This window comes from Streptomyces sp. BHT-5-2, assembly GCF_019774615.1.
Lineage (GTDB): Bacteria > Actinomycetota > Actinomycetes > Streptomycetales > Streptomycetaceae > Streptomyces.
In genome coordinates, this window is the sequence record NZ_CP081496.1 from 4,359,491 (window position 1) to 4,374,145 (window position 14,655).

At 72.4% G+C, this 14,655-nt stretch carries 15 protein-coding genes and 1 pseudogene; 7 read left to right on the forward strand and 9 right to left on the reverse strand.

What is annotated here, in order from left to right:
• Window positions 1-65: 65 nt before the first annotated feature.
• The 5 genes and pseudogenes from K2224_RS19230 to K2224_RS40700 all read right to left on the reverse strand — a co-directional run.
• On the reverse strand, window positions 66-1,421 hold the full coding sequence (locus K2224_RS19230; protein ID WP_221907743.1) for a serine hydrolase: 1,356 nt from the start codon (window positions 1,419-1,421) through the stop codon (window positions 66-68).
• Window positions 1,422-1,564: 143 nt separating this feature from the next.
• Window positions 1,565-2,773, reverse strand: coding sequence for a cytochrome P450 (locus K2224_RS19235; protein ID WP_221907744.1), 1,209 nt, complete (start codon window positions 2,771-2,773; stop codon window positions 1,565-1,567).
• A gap of 1,694 nt (window positions 2,774-4,467) precedes the next feature.
• Window positions 4,468-5,373: a MerR family transcriptional regulator gene (locus tag K2224_RS19240; protein WP_260692794.1), complete on the reverse strand. Its 906-nt coding sequence runs from the start codon at window positions 5,371-5,373 to the stop codon at window positions 4,468-4,470.
• Between the two features lie 60 nt (window positions 5,374-5,433).
• Entirely contained in the window at window positions 5,434-6,561 is a 1,128-nt protein-coding gene (locus K2224_RS19245; RefSeq protein ID WP_221907745.1) for a serine hydrolase, read from the reverse strand.
• 182 nt (window positions 6,562-6,743) lie between these two features.
• Window positions 6,744-6,866, reverse strand: a pseudogene (locus tag K2224_RS40700) (transcriptional regulator); the annotation flags it as partial.
• A gap of 454 nt (window positions 6,867-7,320) precedes the next feature.
• On the opposite strand from K2224_RS40700, the gene K2224_RS19250 reads away from it, so the two are divergent.
• The 3 genes from K2224_RS19250 to K2224_RS19260 all read left to right on the forward strand — a co-directional run bounded on the left by K2224_RS19250 (window position 7,321) and on the right by K2224_RS19260 (window position 8,403).
• Window positions 7,321-7,596 carry a hypothetical protein gene (locus K2224_RS19250; RefSeq protein ID WP_221907746.1) on the forward strand — a complete coding sequence of 92 codons (276 nt, stop codon included), beginning with the start codon at window positions 7,321-7,323 and terminating at the stop codon, window positions 7,594-7,596.
• A 79-nt stretch (window positions 7,597-7,675) separates the two neighbouring features.
• On the forward strand, window positions 7,676-8,053 hold the full coding sequence (locus tag K2224_RS19255; RefSeq protein ID WP_221907747.1) for a 5-carboxymethyl-2-hydroxymuconate Delta-isomerase: 378 nt from the start codon (window positions 7,676-7,678) through the stop codon (window positions 8,051-8,053).
• A gap of 68 nt (window positions 8,054-8,121) precedes the next feature.
• Window positions 8,122-8,403: an acylphosphatase gene (locus K2224_RS19260; RefSeq protein WP_221907748.1), complete on the forward strand. Its 282-nt coding sequence runs from the start codon at window positions 8,122-8,124 to the stop codon at window positions 8,401-8,403.
• A gap of 116 nt (window positions 8,404-8,519) precedes the next feature.
• Here the strand turns inward: K2224_RS19260 and K2224_RS19265 are convergent, their stop codons facing one another.
• Together K2224_RS19265 and K2224_RS19270 are read right to left on the reverse strand one after the other, a co-directional pair.
• Entirely contained in the window at window positions 8,520-8,840 is a 321-nt protein-coding gene (locus tag K2224_RS19265; protein WP_221907749.1) for a DUF3040 domain-containing protein, read from the reverse strand.
• Window positions 8,841-9,158: 318 nt separating this feature from the next.
• Window positions 9,159-9,653, reverse strand: a complete 495-nt coding sequence (locus K2224_RS19270) for a DUF402 domain-containing protein (RefSeq protein ID WP_221907750.1) — start codon at window positions 9,651-9,653, stop codon at window positions 9,159-9,161.
• A gap of 286 nt (window positions 9,654-9,939) precedes the next feature.
• Here K2224_RS19270 and K2224_RS40705 point away from each other — a divergent pair, with 286 nt between their 5' ends.
• The 3 genes from K2224_RS40705 (at window position 9,940) to K2224_RS19285 (ending at window position 11,364) form a co-directional block, all read left to right on the forward strand.
• Window positions 9,940-10,137, forward strand: a complete 198-nt coding sequence (locus K2224_RS40705; RefSeq protein ID WP_260692795.1) for a DUF6126 family protein — start codon at window positions 9,940-9,942, stop codon at window positions 10,135-10,137.
• 27 nt (window positions 10,138-10,164) lie between these two features.
• Window positions 10,165-10,725, forward strand: coding sequence for a histidine phosphatase family protein (locus tag K2224_RS19280; RefSeq protein ID WP_260692796.1), 561 nt, complete (start codon window positions 10,165-10,167; stop codon window positions 10,723-10,725).
• Window positions 10,726-10,818: 93 nt separating this feature from the next.
• The gene (locus K2224_RS19285) at window positions 10,819-11,364 is read left to right on the forward strand and encodes a hypothetical protein (protein ID WP_260692797.1); all 546 of its coding nucleotides are present in this window, start codon (window positions 10,819-10,821) and stop codon (window positions 11,362-11,364) included.
• 14 nt (window positions 11,365-11,378) lie between these two features.
• Here the strand turns inward: K2224_RS19285 and K2224_RS19290 are convergent, their stop codons facing one another.
• Window positions 11,379-11,720 carry an SHOCT domain-containing protein gene (locus tag K2224_RS19290; protein ID WP_221907753.1) on the reverse strand — a complete coding sequence of 114 codons (342 nt, stop codon included), beginning with the start codon at window positions 11,718-11,720 and terminating at the stop codon, window positions 11,379-11,381.
• Between the two features lie 142 nt (window positions 11,721-11,862).
• Window positions 11,863-13,815 carry an ATP-dependent zinc metalloprotease FtsH gene (gene ftsH / locus K2224_RS19295; RefSeq protein WP_221907754.1) on the reverse strand — a complete coding sequence of 651 codons (1,953 nt, stop codon included), beginning with the start codon at window positions 13,813-13,815 and terminating at the stop codon, window positions 11,863-11,865.
• A 178-nt stretch (window positions 13,816-13,993) separates the two neighbouring features.
• On the opposite strand from ftsH, the gene K2224_RS19300 reads away from it, so the two are divergent.
• Window positions 13,994-14,569: a hypothetical protein gene (locus K2224_RS19300; RefSeq protein WP_260692799.1), complete on the forward strand. Its 576-nt coding sequence runs from the start codon at window positions 13,994-13,996 to the stop codon at window positions 14,567-14,569.
• Window positions 14,570-14,655: the final 86 nt, after the last annotated feature.

Sequence of the window (14,655 nt, forward strand, 5' to 3'; positions counted from 1 at the left end):
GGGCGGAGCGGAGCCGGACGCGCGAGCGGGTGGGGAGGCGCACCCGGGCGTCCGCCGGGCCCGGTTCAGGCGGTGGCGGTGCGGCGGGCCGTGCGGCCGGAGATCTGCAGGCGGTCGATGGCCCCGCTGTCGGGGTCGCGCAGGAAGCGCCCGCCCGGCACCGTACGACCGGTGGTGGGGTCCACCAGGTCGCAGGAGAGGTCCGGGTAGCAGACCAGCGGGGCCGGGGTGTCGCCGTTCACGGTGAGCGACAGGGTGCCCGCGGCGTCCGCGGTGACCAGGTATTCGACGGTGCCGTTGCGGTAGCTCCCGGCGCCCTGGGGCAGCGAGCCGGCCGGGCCCCGCACGGGCGGCCGGGCGGCCGACGGGACCGGCTCCCCGGTGATCTCGCCGAGTTCCCCGGCGAGTTCGTGCCACAGGGCGGTGCCGTTGTTGGCGTTGGCGGTGAAGGCGACCACGGTTCCGGTTTCCGGTTCGGCCCGCAGATGGCAGGAGGTGCCCTGGGCGTTGCCGTCGTGGCCGCACCACAGCCGGGCGTCCTGCTGGAAGAGCGCGAGGCCCGGGCCCCAGGCGTCGGCGAGCGCGCCCGGGGCGGCGCCGGGCACCGGGCTGCGCATCTCCTCGGCGGCGTCGGGGGTCAGCACTGCGCGGGGCCCCGCACCGGTCAGCGCCCGCCCGAGAGCGACCAGGTCGAGGGCGCTCGCCGCCAGTCCGCCGGCCGGGGCCTCGACCGGCGCGAGGGTCTGGCGAACCGGCCGTACCCGGCCGGAGTCCGGGTGGACGGAGTGGCCGCCGGCGAGCGGCCGCCCGGGCTCCGGCTCCCCCAGGAAGGCGGGCACGGTGCCCAGCGGTTCGAGGAGCAGCGTCCGCACGGCGTCCCGCCAGGCCATGCCGGTGACCTCTTCGATCAGCCGCCCGGCGGCGACGTATCCGGCGTTGGAGTACGAGAAGCCGGTGCCGGGCGCGCACACCGTGTCCCGGCCGGCGCAGTACACGGCGAGGTAGCGCGCGGCCGTCAGCCCCGCCGCTTCGTCCGAGTCGGGCCCGGTGGGCAGTCCCCCGGTGTGGCTGAGCAGGTGCCGCACGGTGAGGTGCGGGGCACGGCGCAGCTCCGGTATGTGCGCCCCGGCGAGGTCGTCGAGGTCGAGGTCACCGTCGTCGGCCAGCAGCAGCACGGCGGCGGCCGTGTAGGGCTTGGTCAGCGAGCCCAGCGGCACCGCCGTGTCCGCGGTGAGCGGTCGGCCCGTCCCCGCGTCCGCCACGCCGGTGTGCAGCGCGTAGGTCACCGCATCGAGACGTACGGCGAGTTGGGCGCCCGGCACCTGGTGGGCGCGGGCGAGGGTGTCCAGACGCTCTTGTAAGAGGCGTCGTATCCGGGTCGGCTGCCGGTTCGCGACCGGCGCGCTCGAAGCATGCGGCATGAGGAAGGAACTCCCGGGACTCGGAACTCACGGGGAACGACGGGACTGCCTGCCGTGGGACCGGCCGCTCCCGGTGGGGGCGGGCCGGCCGGCCGGCCCGCGCGGCGGCGGCCGGTGCGGCCGGGGCCGCGCGGCGAACGGCGCTATGGCCTCCGGACCTCCAACGGCAGATGGCGCGGGCTGACGATCACGGCCGGGTTCTGGAGCACCACGTCACGGTGGTCCGGGACCGCGAGGTCGGAGAACCGATCCAGCAGCTGGCGCAGGGCGATCCGCGCCTCCAGCCGGGCCAGCGGCGCCCCGAAGCAGAAGTGGATGCCGTGACCGAAGGTCAGATGGGGGTTGGGACGACGCGTCACATCGAAGCGGTCGGGCTCGGTGAACCGGGCCGGGTCCCGGTTGGCGGTGGCGAGGTGGGCCATGACCAGCGTGTCGGTGGGCAGGGTGTGGCCACCGATCTCCACCTCCCGTGTGGTGCGCCGGCCCAGTTCGGGGAAGGGCGGCAGCCATCTGAGCACCTCCTCCAGGGCCGTCGGCAGCCGCCCCGGCTCGGCCCGCAGCAGAGCGGCGGCATCAGGGTGGGCGTCCAGGCAGAGCACCGCACTGCCCAACAGGGCGGTGGTGGTGATGTGCCCGGCGACGAGCAGCAGCGCGACGAAGCCGACGATCTCCTGGTCGGTCAGGCGGACGCCGTCCGCCTCGGCCGCCAGCAGCCTGCCGGTCAGGTCGTCGCCCGGGTCCCTGCGGTGGCGGCGGATGTGGTCGAGAAGGTAGCCGTTCATCTCCCGCACCGTGGGCGCGAGGGCGTTCAGGGCGCGTTCGAGGTCGGCCATGTCCGGGGCGTCGCCGAGGTCGTCCCCGCCGAAGAGAGCCGCCGCCCACTCCTGGAACAGTCCGCGGTCCCCGGCCGGTACGCCCAGCAACTCGGCGATCACGATGACGGGCAGGGGGTAGGCCAGCGCGTCCACCACGTCGAACCGGTCGCGGTCCGCCACGGCGTCCAGCAGTTCGGTGGTCAGGGTGTGGATCCGGGGCTCCAGTCCGGCCACCACACGAGGGGTGAACGCCTGGCTGACCAGGGTGCGCAGGGTGCGGTGGCGCGGCGGGTCCATGCCGACGAAGTTGCCCTCGCGGAAGGTCTCGAAGTCCGGCTGGGTGGGCGTCAGTCCGGACAGGTCGGAGGAGTAGGTGGCCGGGTCGGCCAGTACCGCCGCCACGCTCCGGTGGTCGAGAACCTGCCAGACGCCCTGCCGTTCGTCGTGGCGCACCGGGCCGGCCGCCCGCAGGGTCAGCCACCGACCGATCAGCTCGTCGAAGACCGTGGGCGACGCACTCAGTTCCTTGCTGGTCACCGGCTCTCCCTGAAGTACGGGTTCTGGACGGGGTTTTCCTCAACGGCAGTTGTGCACACGACTGTTCGGCGCGGTCCGACGCCCGGAATGGGCGGCTCGCCAGGTGATGCCAAGTGACGCAAGAGGTTTACTATCACAGCCGTTTCGTGGCCTTGACTGCTTTTCGATTAATTCTGTGCTTCCGCTGAGCGAATAGCGCGGCCACTGGGATAATGGCGCGCGGGAAGGCGTCAGGACATCGCCGACATAAGGCCGACCAGAGCACCCGACGGCATCCCCGCACCGCTTCCGACGGCCCCGGTACTTCCCGGTCCTCCGAACTCCTCGGCGCACACGACCGGTTATCGACATGCGCGCGAGCACGCCCAGCAAGGGCAACGGGACCAATGGCGAAATCATTCACAGGTGCTCGACGGAAGGCGACAGTGCAGCTTGTCCCGGCGCTCGGGCACCCTTTTCACCGGCCCGAACGCGGGTGCGCGCGGCGGAAGTCGTGGTCCGCGCCCGCCACACCATCCGCACCGGGACGGCACCTGCCCTCCTCGGCAGAGAAAGGTCACCGGCGACAGCAGCCGAAAAGCCGTCGCGTCGGCCGGGCGGCACGCCGGTCCGCACCGGCCACCGGCCGGCACTGACCGGGAGCGGAAGAGGGCGCGGAATTCCCTGTGCGACAACCCTTCGCTCCCCGCGCGACGGGACGCCGAGCGCTTGACGCCGGATCCCCCCGGCGCAGCGGGGGGCAAACCGACGAACTCCGGCCGCGACCGGTCCCCTTCGCAAGGACCCACGACGGTGACACCACCGTCGACCAACTCGTCACCACACATCCCCCACAGGAAACCTCTCACCCCAGGCACTCATGAGGCGTATCCGCACCAGCAAACGTGAGCGGACCCCACCGAGCCACCGGGCGCCTACAAGAGGCAACGAGAGACCAACACCATTACCAGCAGGCGTACTTTGAGTTGTCGGCGAACTGTGCCCCTGGCACATTCTCGCCAGTCGAACATGACCGACAGTCTTCACTCGCCTCCGCGCAATATCAACCCCCCATGTTCTGATGATGTGCGATTTTCCGGTTCATTTGCCTTGACCGGCCGGTAGGGCCCCTGGGGCTCCTGTTACCCGAGTGGCACGCGATATTCGACTTTCCGTTCGAGCGCGACGAAGAGAATCGCACAAACGTTTCCCGGAGGGCGGCCGAGCGCTCCAGGAACGCTCTCCCTCCCCCGCCGGACGAAGACGATGAAGGTCACCCCCGCACCACGTCAAGTCGACGCAGGCAGCATTCCACCTGCAAAGCAAGCGCCCCCGCACCAGCGGCCGTTGCCCGAGCCGGCGTCATCGTTCCCCGCCGCAAAGGGCGTTGACCATCGCACCGGGTACGCGGAGCGGCAGGCCAGACGGTCAACCGACCGGCTCACGCCCACCCGCCTCCGCGTTCCCCGTACCCGACCGGCCAACGCCCCCGTCGCGGAATGGCTCGCTTTGACCGGTCGGCGAATTGGCCGAATCCCAGACCTCCCACCCGGCACACGCGCCGAGTTACTCGCGGTCACCTCCGGTCTGGCGTCGCCGCGTCTCCCGCTATACGCCTGATATACGCCTCACTGCGCCCCTATCGCGCCCCAGTTGCGCCCCCTTGCGCCCCAAAGAACAACCGCGAGAGGGGCCGATGCTTCGCCAGCCTCCGGTCACCGGTGTGGGAGGGATACACCTGCGGCGCGGAGTTTGGCTTCGGTGAGCGCGGTCAGGCGGGCTGCGATCGGCGCCTGGTCCTTGCGGTGATTGTTGATCAGCCGGTACTGGGCGGAGGCGTTGGTCCATGCCCGCAGGCTGGTGGAGGTCCCCAGGAGTGCGGGGTTGGCGAGGTAGCGGTCGGCCATGGCGGTCGCGAGTTCCTCGATCCTCGGGTCGTCCGGTTGCCAGGTCTCGGCCTCCCCACCACGTTTGATCAGGTCGACGTACTCGGCGTCGTCGAGCCAGTTTTCAAGCTGGGCCACGAAGCCGTCGAATCCCTCCGGCACCAGTGCCCGGGTCAGCACCAACGCCTCGCGTTGTGCGGCCACATAGTCGGAGCTGAAGCCGAGGCCGGGCATCCGGTCCAGGATCGCGCAGGCGCGGTCGGGCAGCAGGGCACGGTCGCCGTCGGCGAGCCGGTGCAGAATGTCGCGGCGCGCGATCAGGTCCGCGATCCGTTCGGTGAGCTGCCGCTCGACGTCGGCGAGGGTGGCGGTGAACTGCTCGGCGTCGGCGTCGAGCAGGGGCCCGATCTCGGCCAGCGGTACGCCGGCGGTGGCCAGTGTCCGGACCTGGACCAGGCGCAGCAACTCGGCCGATCCGTACCGTCGGTAGCCGGAGCTGTCGCGTCGTGGCTCGTCGACCAGCCCGTGCCGGTGGTAGTGCCGCACCGTCTTCACCGTGACGCCGACGAATGCCGCCGCCTGTCCGATCGTGACTCCGTTCACCATCTGCTCGGCCTGCCTTGTACTCGGGTCGGGCTCGGCCGCTGCGTACACCACGGCCGAGCAGGTGGGTGGGCGGGCCACGCCGAGTTCGCCCGGCTCGGCGTGGCACCGGTTGGTGTTCTGCCGAGGCACGACCGGTGGGACGCCCCTCAAAAGCGTACGGGTGGCGGGGGTTCGGTCCGCCGGCCGGCTTCAGTCCTCCGGCCGAACAGGATCGGAATCACTCTGCCCGGCGCCGAACACCTCGCCGACGAGCCTCTGTTGGGCGCTCCCGAACGCTGCCGCGATGGACAGGTCGGCGTCGTCCACCCAGGTGAGCCCGGCGGTCAGGGTCCTGGTGCCGTCGGGCGTGCCGTACATCAGCGCCGCCGAGCCCATGGTGGCACCGTTGTGGTGGAAGACGGTGCCGCCGACCGGCCCCGTGTCCTGCGCGAACACGCCCAGGCCGTAGCCGGCCTGCGCCTCGGGCGTGCGCATCTCGGCGAGCAGCCCGGCCGGTAGCAGCCTGCCGCCCATCAGGGCGGAGAAGTACGTGTGCAGATCCCGGGTGGTCGAGATCATGTCGCCACCGGCACCGACCCAGGAGGGGTTCTGACGGGTTATGTCGACCGTCTTCTCCTGGCCGGCGTCCTCGTAGCGGTAGTAGCTGCGGTTGTGCGGCTCGGGGATCCCGGAGGCGGTGCCCGGCACCACGGTGCCGGTCATCCCCAGCGGGCCGAGTACCCGCCGCTGCAACTCCTCGGCGAACGAGCGGCCGGTGACCTTCTCGATCACCAGCCGGGCCAGCACGTAGTTGGTGTTGGCGTAGCTCCAGCCGGCCCCCGGCGCGAACCGCGCCGGCTTGGACAGCGACAGCCGTACCAGCTCTTCGGGCGGATAGGTCCTGAACCGGTTGTCCACCCACTCCTTGCCCCGCCAGGGGACCCCCGGCACGATCGTCCCGTCCTCGTAGAGCTCTCCGGTGTGGTTGAAGATCCCGCTGGTGTGCTGCAACAGCATCCGCAGCGTGATCCGCCGATCCAGTCCGAACTCGGGCAGGTGGTCGTCGGCCGGCGCGTCCAGACCGATCCTGCCCTCGGCCACCAGCATGAGGACCGAGGTCGCGACGAAGTTCTTGGTGGTGCTGCCGATCCGGAAGTGCCCGTCGACCAGTGGCCTGGCGCTGCGGCCCAGCTCGCGCGCCCCGGCGCTGCCGACCCACTCGCCTTCCTCGTCGTTCACCCGCAGCTGCACCCCGAGGAAACCGGACTCGACGATCTCCTCGATGGCCTTCTGCAGCGCCGGGCGGTCCGGCCCCTGGTCAGAAAGGGTGTTGGACATGGTGATTGCTCCTTGGAATCCGTTACGCCGGGGCGGCTGCGTGCCGCCGCGATGAGCTTCCGCCCTGCCCCAAGGTCAACCTCAACGGTGTTCTGGATCACATTCGCCGTGTGTCCGGCTGCCCGAGATCCTCCGCGCGATCGGTCATGCGTCGCGGAGCTGATCGCACACGGCATGCGCCAGGCGGTCGCGGCCAGCCTGCGCAGAGTCCGAGCCGAGGGGGATCCGGGGTCGGCCGTGATCAGGACGACCTCCTGGTCGTCCTCGGGGACGAGGAGCACGTCGCAGTTCAGGCGAGGGCTGCCAGGCGGTCATCGGCGGCATGCTGGCCAGCCACGACTTCCGGCTACGGGCGGCCAACAAGCCGGCCGCCGACCTCTACCAGTCCAACCTGCGCATCCTGCCGACGGCCTCGACCGCTTGCTGCCCCGCGAGCGGCGCGAGGCGGCCGGAATCACCCGGCGGTGACGGCGTACGGTGGGGCCCCACCTGGCCGGCCATCAAGGGGCAGTTGGGGGACGTTCACCCCACGGCGTCGCTCGCGTACCGTTTCGCGCCGGCCGCCGTGATCCTGCTGGCCTGGGCCCGGCTGCCGGGGGCTTCCGCTGCGCTGTCCGGCGTGGGTGCACGGCCAGTCCGTCCTGATGGGCGCGCTGATGTTCTCCACCAACTTCGCCTGCTTCTACTCCGCCGAACAGCATCCGACCACCGCACCTCACCCTGCTCGGCAGGATCGGCGGCGAACGGGCCGCGTACGCGATGGCGCTCTTCCCGATCGTGTCGCTGCTGCTGTCCACGGTGTTCGAGCACCTCACCTGGACGGCCAGGGACGTGGCGGGTGTCGTACTGATCCTGCTCGGCAACCTCGTGATGGTCGCCAACCCGGCGCTGCTGCGACGCCTGACCGGCCGGCCCGCACCGGACACCGCCCGGCCCGCCCTCCGGGCGGACAACGGGAGTTTGGCGGACAACGGGAGTTTGAGGACAGGACCTAGGGCCCCCGCACCACCCCGCTCCGCCACCCAAGTCCGGTAATGTCCGCTCCACGACCGCCCCGCTCCCCCAATCCACAACCACCGCACTCCCCCCGCACATCCCTTCCAGAGGAGCCCCCGTGCCGCACATCCTCGTCGACCACGACGCCACACTGCGGGAGTTCCTGGACTCCCGGCGCTTCGCGCACGAACTGCACACGCTCGCCGCGAAGACCGTCGACGGCATCACCGTCGAGAGCTGCAAGACCCGCTTCCGCTGCGTCGAGGACGTCGTCATCGCCCATGACGCACCCCAACAGGCCCTGATCCACGTGGACTTCGCCATCCTGCCGGGCCGCTCAACGGAGACCAAGACCACCCTGAGCCAGGCGGTCCTGGACCTGGTACGCGCCCACACCGCGGCGGCCACGCACCTGACCGTGCACGCCTCCGTCGAGGTCCGCGACCTCGACGCGGCCTACACCAAGCACGTGACGGCGGCCGGGGGCCAGCAGTGAAATCCGCCGGGGCACGCCGGAGGCGGCGGTCGCGCACCGGTCCGACCGCTTGACCTAGAGTCCTGACCATGGTGCGGAAGCACGTCATCGTGACGGGACGGGTGCAGGGCGTCTTCTTCAGGGACACCTGCCGGCACAACGCGCTCGGGTACGGCGTCTCGGGGTGGGTGCGCAACCTGCCCGACGGAGAGGTCGAGGCGGTCTTCGAAGGGACCGAGGACAACGTCCGGCGGATGGTCGACTGGGCACACCAGGGGCCGCCGGCCGCGGACGTGACGACGGTCGAGGTGCGGGACGAGGAGCCGGAGCGGCTCAGCGGCTTCGCGATCCTGCCCACGCCTCATCGCTGAACGCGGACGGTGTGGGCGGTGCGGGCCTTACGGGCCCCGGGGCGGCGATGGTGGCGCGATGCGCCGTCCGCACCGCCGCCTCGCCCAACTCCTCCAGAGCCGCGGCGACTTCGGCTCTACTGGGGACGCCCGAGCCGCGCCCAGCGGGCGACCAGGCGGGCCAGGCAGGTCAGTGCCAGTCCCCAGACCGATGCGCATGTCGAGACCACCGCCGCCGTGGCGGTCGACGCCGCCGACGCCAGCACGCCCCGGAGCAGGGCGCCCAGTGCCCGGACGGCGGGACCGACACCGTGCCCGGCCGACGGTGGTGACTGTGGCGGTGGAAGCTCCCACCGCATGGTCGTCAGACGACGGTCGAGTTCCGCGTCTTCCGTACGCAAGTCCTGTTCGATCTGTGCCAGGAGGAAAAGCTCCCGGCGGGAGAGTGCCTCATTCATCGCGGTACGCCTCCGTGAGACCGCCCCCACAGACTTCCGCTCTCCCTCCCACTGTGGTCCCGCCCCGCCGACCGGGCAATCGCAACGACGGCGACGGCGGCCCGCTGCCGGCCGCGTCCATGCCTGGCTCGGCGCCGTGCCACCGGCCGTGACCTGTGCGGATGCGTGTCGCTCGGGGGCGGGGCCGGCGTTGTGGCGACGGTGGCAACGGAGTGGAGTCGAGGGCGCCTTCGCCCGGTCGTCGGTGGCGATGCCAGGCATCGCCACAATGGGCCGGGCACGGCTCCGACGGATCCGCAAGTCGGCGGCCGGGCCCGCTCAGAGGGTGCCCAACCGTCCGGCGCGAGCGAGCGCTTCGAGCCCGTCCAGGGCCTGTCGTGCCTGGGCTGCCGCGGCCGGATCGCGATGCTCGATGCCGCTCTCCACGAACTCGTCCTCGTCCAGGCGGAGCACGGTCGCACCGTCCGCCGACTGCCACAGGTCCAGGTCCAGGTCCTCGACCGCGATGTCGTCGGGACCGGTCTCCGCCGGGCGCGTCACATCGCAGTACCAGCCCTTGAGCGCGCCGTCGGCGGCCCGGACCTCCTTGACCGCGTACCAGCGGTCGCGCCAGTAGTGCTCGGTGAGGACATCGCCCGGCTCGAAGCGTACGAATCCGAAGTCCCGGGCGGTGGGCCGGGCCCAGCGTGCCCGCACCACTGCGCGTACGCCGTCGTCGCTCACCACGGTGGCGGGGTACCGCACCTTGGTCCGCCCCGCCTTCGTCAGCGTGATGTGCACCTCGCGCCCCACCGTCAGCGCCGCCCCAGTCATCACAGGCCCCCTGCTCCCGTCCTGCCAGTGCTCCGCCACGGAGCACTGGTCACCTCGCACCTTCGCCACACCTTCGCCCGGCTCAGGGCGATGGCGACAGCGATTTTCGCGGTGCCGTGCGCGGGTGCGTGGGCGTGCTGGTGGAGGCCGTGGGCGAGGGGGTCGGGGCGAGGGGGCGTCGCCTAGACTTACAGGGTTTCGCAACCCCGTGGGCGGCTGCCGGGTCCGTGGAGCCCGCGGCCGCACCCGGGGACGCGGCGATACTCAGGAGGACGGACAGCACACCATGAGCGACGGCCACAGCACCGGACAGCCCACCGACGCGGCACCGTCCGTGCCTGCTTCCGGCTTCGGTGGTCGGATGTCGGAGTCCCGCAAGGAACGCGGGGCGTCCTGGCGGGTGTTCCTCTACATCGCCGGCAGCCATCTCCTCCTCGGGTTCCTGGCCCTGTTGTGCTACCTGGGGTCGCACGCCCAGAAATAGCCGAGCGCGGAGGCCGCCATGAATGCCGTGAGTGCTTCCCGGGGCGGGGGCGCCCGTCTGATCGTGCTGCGGCACGCGAAGTCCGCCTGGCCGGAGGGCGTGCCGGATCATGAGCGTCCGCTCGCGGGCCGGGGGCGTCGTGACGCGCCGGCGGTCGGCCGGTGGCTGCGGCAGCAGCACTGCACACCCGACCTGGTGGTGTGCTCGACGTCCCGGCGGACCCGCGAGACCTGGGAGCGGGTCGCCGCGGAACTCCCCACCACACCGGCGCGGCCGGCGGGACCGGAAGTGGTCTTCGAGCCACGGGTCTACGCGGCGAGCGCGGACACCCTGCTCCAGGTGGTGCGGGCGCTCCCGGACCGTTGCCGGACCGCGCTGGTGATCGGCCACCAGCCGGCGGTGCAGGACCTGGTGGTGACACTGGCCGGGAAGGGCGACGCGGAGGCGCTCGCCGGCGTCCGCGGGAAGTTCGCCACGTCGGCGGTGGCGGTGCTGACGGTGCCCGGCGGGTGGGGGCGGCTGGACGCTGGCGGCGCGGTGCTCACCGCCTTCGCCGTTCCGCGCGGTGCGGCACACGCCCCTCACTGAGACGGCCCGGGGCCGACCCGGCCGTTCACCCCGTTCACCCCCATGGTCCGCCCATCGCGCGGGCCCGCGGGGTCCGCGGGGATCCTGTGGGGCATGGCGGATGGTACGGGCGCCGACGACCGTGCGGACGGTCAGGGCGGGCGGGTCCCCGGGCAGCCGGAGGAGCCGCGTGGGGCGCCCACCGACTACGGAGGCGCGGTCTACGGCTCGCTCCAGGCCGCGTCGGTCGTGGCCGGCGCCGCCGCCTTCGGGCCGTTCCCGCGGGCCGGGCTGGTGCTTCTGCTGCTGGTCACGGGCCTGGTCTTCTGGGTCGCGCACGTCTACTCCCGCCTCGTGGGCACGCTGGCGTCGTACCGGCATCTGACGTGGAACCGGGTGCGTCAGGTGGCCGGGCACGAGTGGCCGATCGCACAGGCGGCGGTGGCGCCGGCGATCGCGGTGGCGATCAGTCCGCTGCTGGGGCTGAGCCTGCCGGGCACCGCGTGGTTCGCGCTCGCCGTCGCCGTGGCGGAGCAGATCGGCTGGGCCAGCGCGGCCGCGATCCGCGCCGGGGCCTCGACCCGGCTGGTGGTGTTCTCGGCCCTGGTGAACCTGGTGCTCGGCCTGGTCATCGTGGTGCTCAAGGCGGAGCTGCACTAGTGACCTGCCGCGGTTCACGGCGCCGGCGCGTCCGGGGGTCTCGGCGGTCCGCCCTTTCCGGAGCGCAGCACGGCCAGCCGCCGCTGGTATTCGTCGTCCTCGATCTCGCCGCGGGCGTACCGCTCGGCGAGGATCTGTTCCGCCGTGGGCGGCCCGCCGGGCGGCGCGGCATCCTGGCGCCAACCGGGCACGCGGCGGCCCGGCCCGGCCGCGCCGAACGCGCCGAGACGGGACAGCGCGCGGAAGATCAGGACGCCGATCACGATCACCAGTGCCCAGAACAGGACCATGCCGACCGTGGCCCCGAGCCAACCCCAGCCCGGACCGCCGTGGTGGTGGCTGTACCAGAACAACATCGGACCTCTCCTTCCCAGCTGGGAGGGCGGCCGCGGCCCCTGGCGAGGGCCGCACGCGCACGGGTGCCCTCAGCTCGATTCTCGCTCGCGCGGCCGCTGCCGGCGCACCTGGCGCCGGCGGAGGGCGACGGTGATCGCCGGGTCAGGGCGGGAGAGGCCCGGGCTCGGGACCGCGGGGGTGGCCCGGGGGCGGTCCCGGCCGGTTGCGGAGGACGTCGAGGACGACCGAGCCGTCGATCGTCTCGCGGGTGGTGAGCAGGTCGGCGAGGCGTTCCAGGGCAGCCCGGTGGTCGCGGAGCAGGGTGGTGGCGCGCTGTTCGGCCTCCCGGACCAGGCGGGCGATCTCCTCGTCGATGAGGCGCTGGGTCTGCTCCGAGTAGGGGCGGTGGAAGGTCTCGCCGGAGGTGTCCTCGCCGGGCCTGCGCAGGGCGCCGGTGGCGGCGTAGCCGACCGGGCCGAGGGCGGGCGAGAGGCCGAAGTCGCGGACCATGCGGCCGGCGATCTGGGTGGCGCCGGCCAGGTCGTCGGCGGCGCCGGTCGAGCCCTCGCCGAAGATCACGAGTTCGGCGGCCCGGCCGCCGAGCCGGACGGCCAGCAGGTCGGTGAGATAGCCCTCGGTGTAGAGATGCCGCTCGGCTTCCGGGAGTTGCTCGGTGGCCCCCAGTGCGGGGCCGGACGGCAGGATGGTCACCTTGGCGACCGGGTCGGCGTGTTCGCACAGTGCGGCCACCAGGGCGTGGCCCGACTCGTGGACGGCGACGGCGTGGCGCTCCTCCGGGAGCAGGGCGTTGGAGGATTCCCGGCGTCCCAGCAGCACCCGGTCCCGGGCGTTGTCGAGGTCCTCGCCGGAGATGACGGTGTTGCCCGCGCGGACGGCGTGGATCGCGGCCTCGTTGACGAGGTTGGCGAGGTCGGCGCCGGAGAAGCCGGGGGTGGCCCGGGCGGCCACGTTCCAGTCGACGTCGGGTGCCAGCCGCTTGCCGCGGGCGTGGACGGCGAGGATGGCGGCGCGTTCGGCCTGGTTGGGCAGCGGGACGGTGACGTGCCGGTCGAAGCGGCCGGGCCGGAGCAGGGCCGGGTCGAGGGCCTCGGGGCGGTTGGTGGCGGCGAGGACCACGATGCCGCTGCTCTGGTCGAAGCCGTCCATCTCGGCCAGGAGCTGGTTGAGGGTCTGCTCGCGTTCGTCGTTGCCGCCGAGCCGGATGCCGCCGCGGCGGCTGCCGACGGCGTCGATCTCGTCGATGAAGATGATCGACGGTGCGCGTTTGCGGGCCTCGTCGAACAGGTCGCGGACGCGGGAGGCCCCGACGCCCACGAACATCTCGACGAACGCCGACCCGGTCACCGACAGGAACGGCACCGCGGCCTCGCCGGCGACGGCCCGGGCGATCAGCGTCTTGCCGGTACCGGGCGGCCCGACCATCAGCACCCCGCGCGGCCCGGTGGCGCCGACCACGGCGTACCGCTCGGGGTGCCGCAGGAAGTCCACGACCTCGCTGATCTCCTGTTTGACGCCCTCGTATCCGGCGATGTCGTCGAAGCGGGTGGTGGGCCGCTCGGCCTCGATGATCCTGGCCCGGGAGCGGCCGATGCCGCTGAGTCCTCCGGTGAGGCTGCGCGCGGCCTGGCGCCCGGTCCACAGGAACAGCGCGCCGAGCAGGACCAGCGGCAGCAGCACGGCCGCCAGCGCTCCGATCCAGTTGCCGCCGCTGCTGCCGGAGGCGGTGATGTCGACGTCCTTGGCGCGCAGTTGCTGGGCGAGTCCAGTGGTGCCCAGGGCGGTGGGGATTTGGGTGGTGAACTGCCGGCCGTCCTTGAGCTTGCCGTTGACGCCGCCCTTGTCGTCGATGTCGAGGGTCCTGACCTGCCCGGCGTCCACCTTGCCGAGGAACGTGCTGTAGGTCAGGGAGGTGCCGGAGGGGTTGTGGGCCCGGCTGAGCAGGATGACGAAGACCGCCAGGAGGATGATGGGCAGCAGCCACGGCCGCCAGGCCGGCGGCCGCGGCCCGGCCGGTGGCTTGGGCGGCTCCCGCGGCGGGCCCGGCTTCGCCGAGCGCGTGGCGTGGCGCCCCGGCAGGCGCACTGCGGTGATCACGACGGCTCCTACGGCTCCGCACTCCTGGGACGCGTCCGCGCCCCGCTCCTCGAGGCGCGTCCCGCTCCCCTTCCATGATCGGCTGTTCCGGCCGGTTCCGCAGGGTGGGTGGCCGTCGCGATGTGGGGTCTCGCGGTCAGTTGTGGCACGCTCGAAGGGCAGGCAAAGGGGGTGTGTGATGCCTCTTGGGAAGCTCCGGCCGCCGTGGCGGCACGGCCCGCTCCGGCGGGGCACGGATGTGGCGCAGTCCTGGATCGCGCTGGCCGCGGGTGTGCTGATCGCCGTGGCCGCCCCGACCGCAGGGGTGCTGGCCGGCAACGCGGTGGACGCCGCGGCCCACCGGCAGAGCGCCGAGTGGCGCCCCGTCTCCGCCGTGGTGGTGAAGGATCCTGCCGCCCGGGTCACGGTCGACAGCGGTAACGGCACGGGCAGCCGGGTGCATACGATCGTGCGCTGGACGGCCGCGGACCACAGCGCGCAGACGGGCGAGACGACCGTGCCGCCCGGTGTCCACGTCGGGGACCACACGACCGTCTGGCTGGACCAGGACGGGAAGCTGGTGCGCGACCCGAGCACGCCGACGGACTCGCTGGCCGAGAGCGTGGTGGCGGGCACCGTGGTCGCCTCCGGCACCGGTCTGCTGCTCTACGGCGCGGAGAAGGCCGGTGTCCGGCTGCTGAACCGCCGGCGCTACGCCCAGTGGGAGAAGGAGTGGGCGGACCTGGACACCCGCTGGCGGCACCCGCAGCAGTGAGGCGGGCTCGCGTGGCGGGTCCGGACCGTCCCTGCCACGCTGAAATGGACGGCTGCCCGACCGGCGATCGTCCGGCCGCCGTGCCG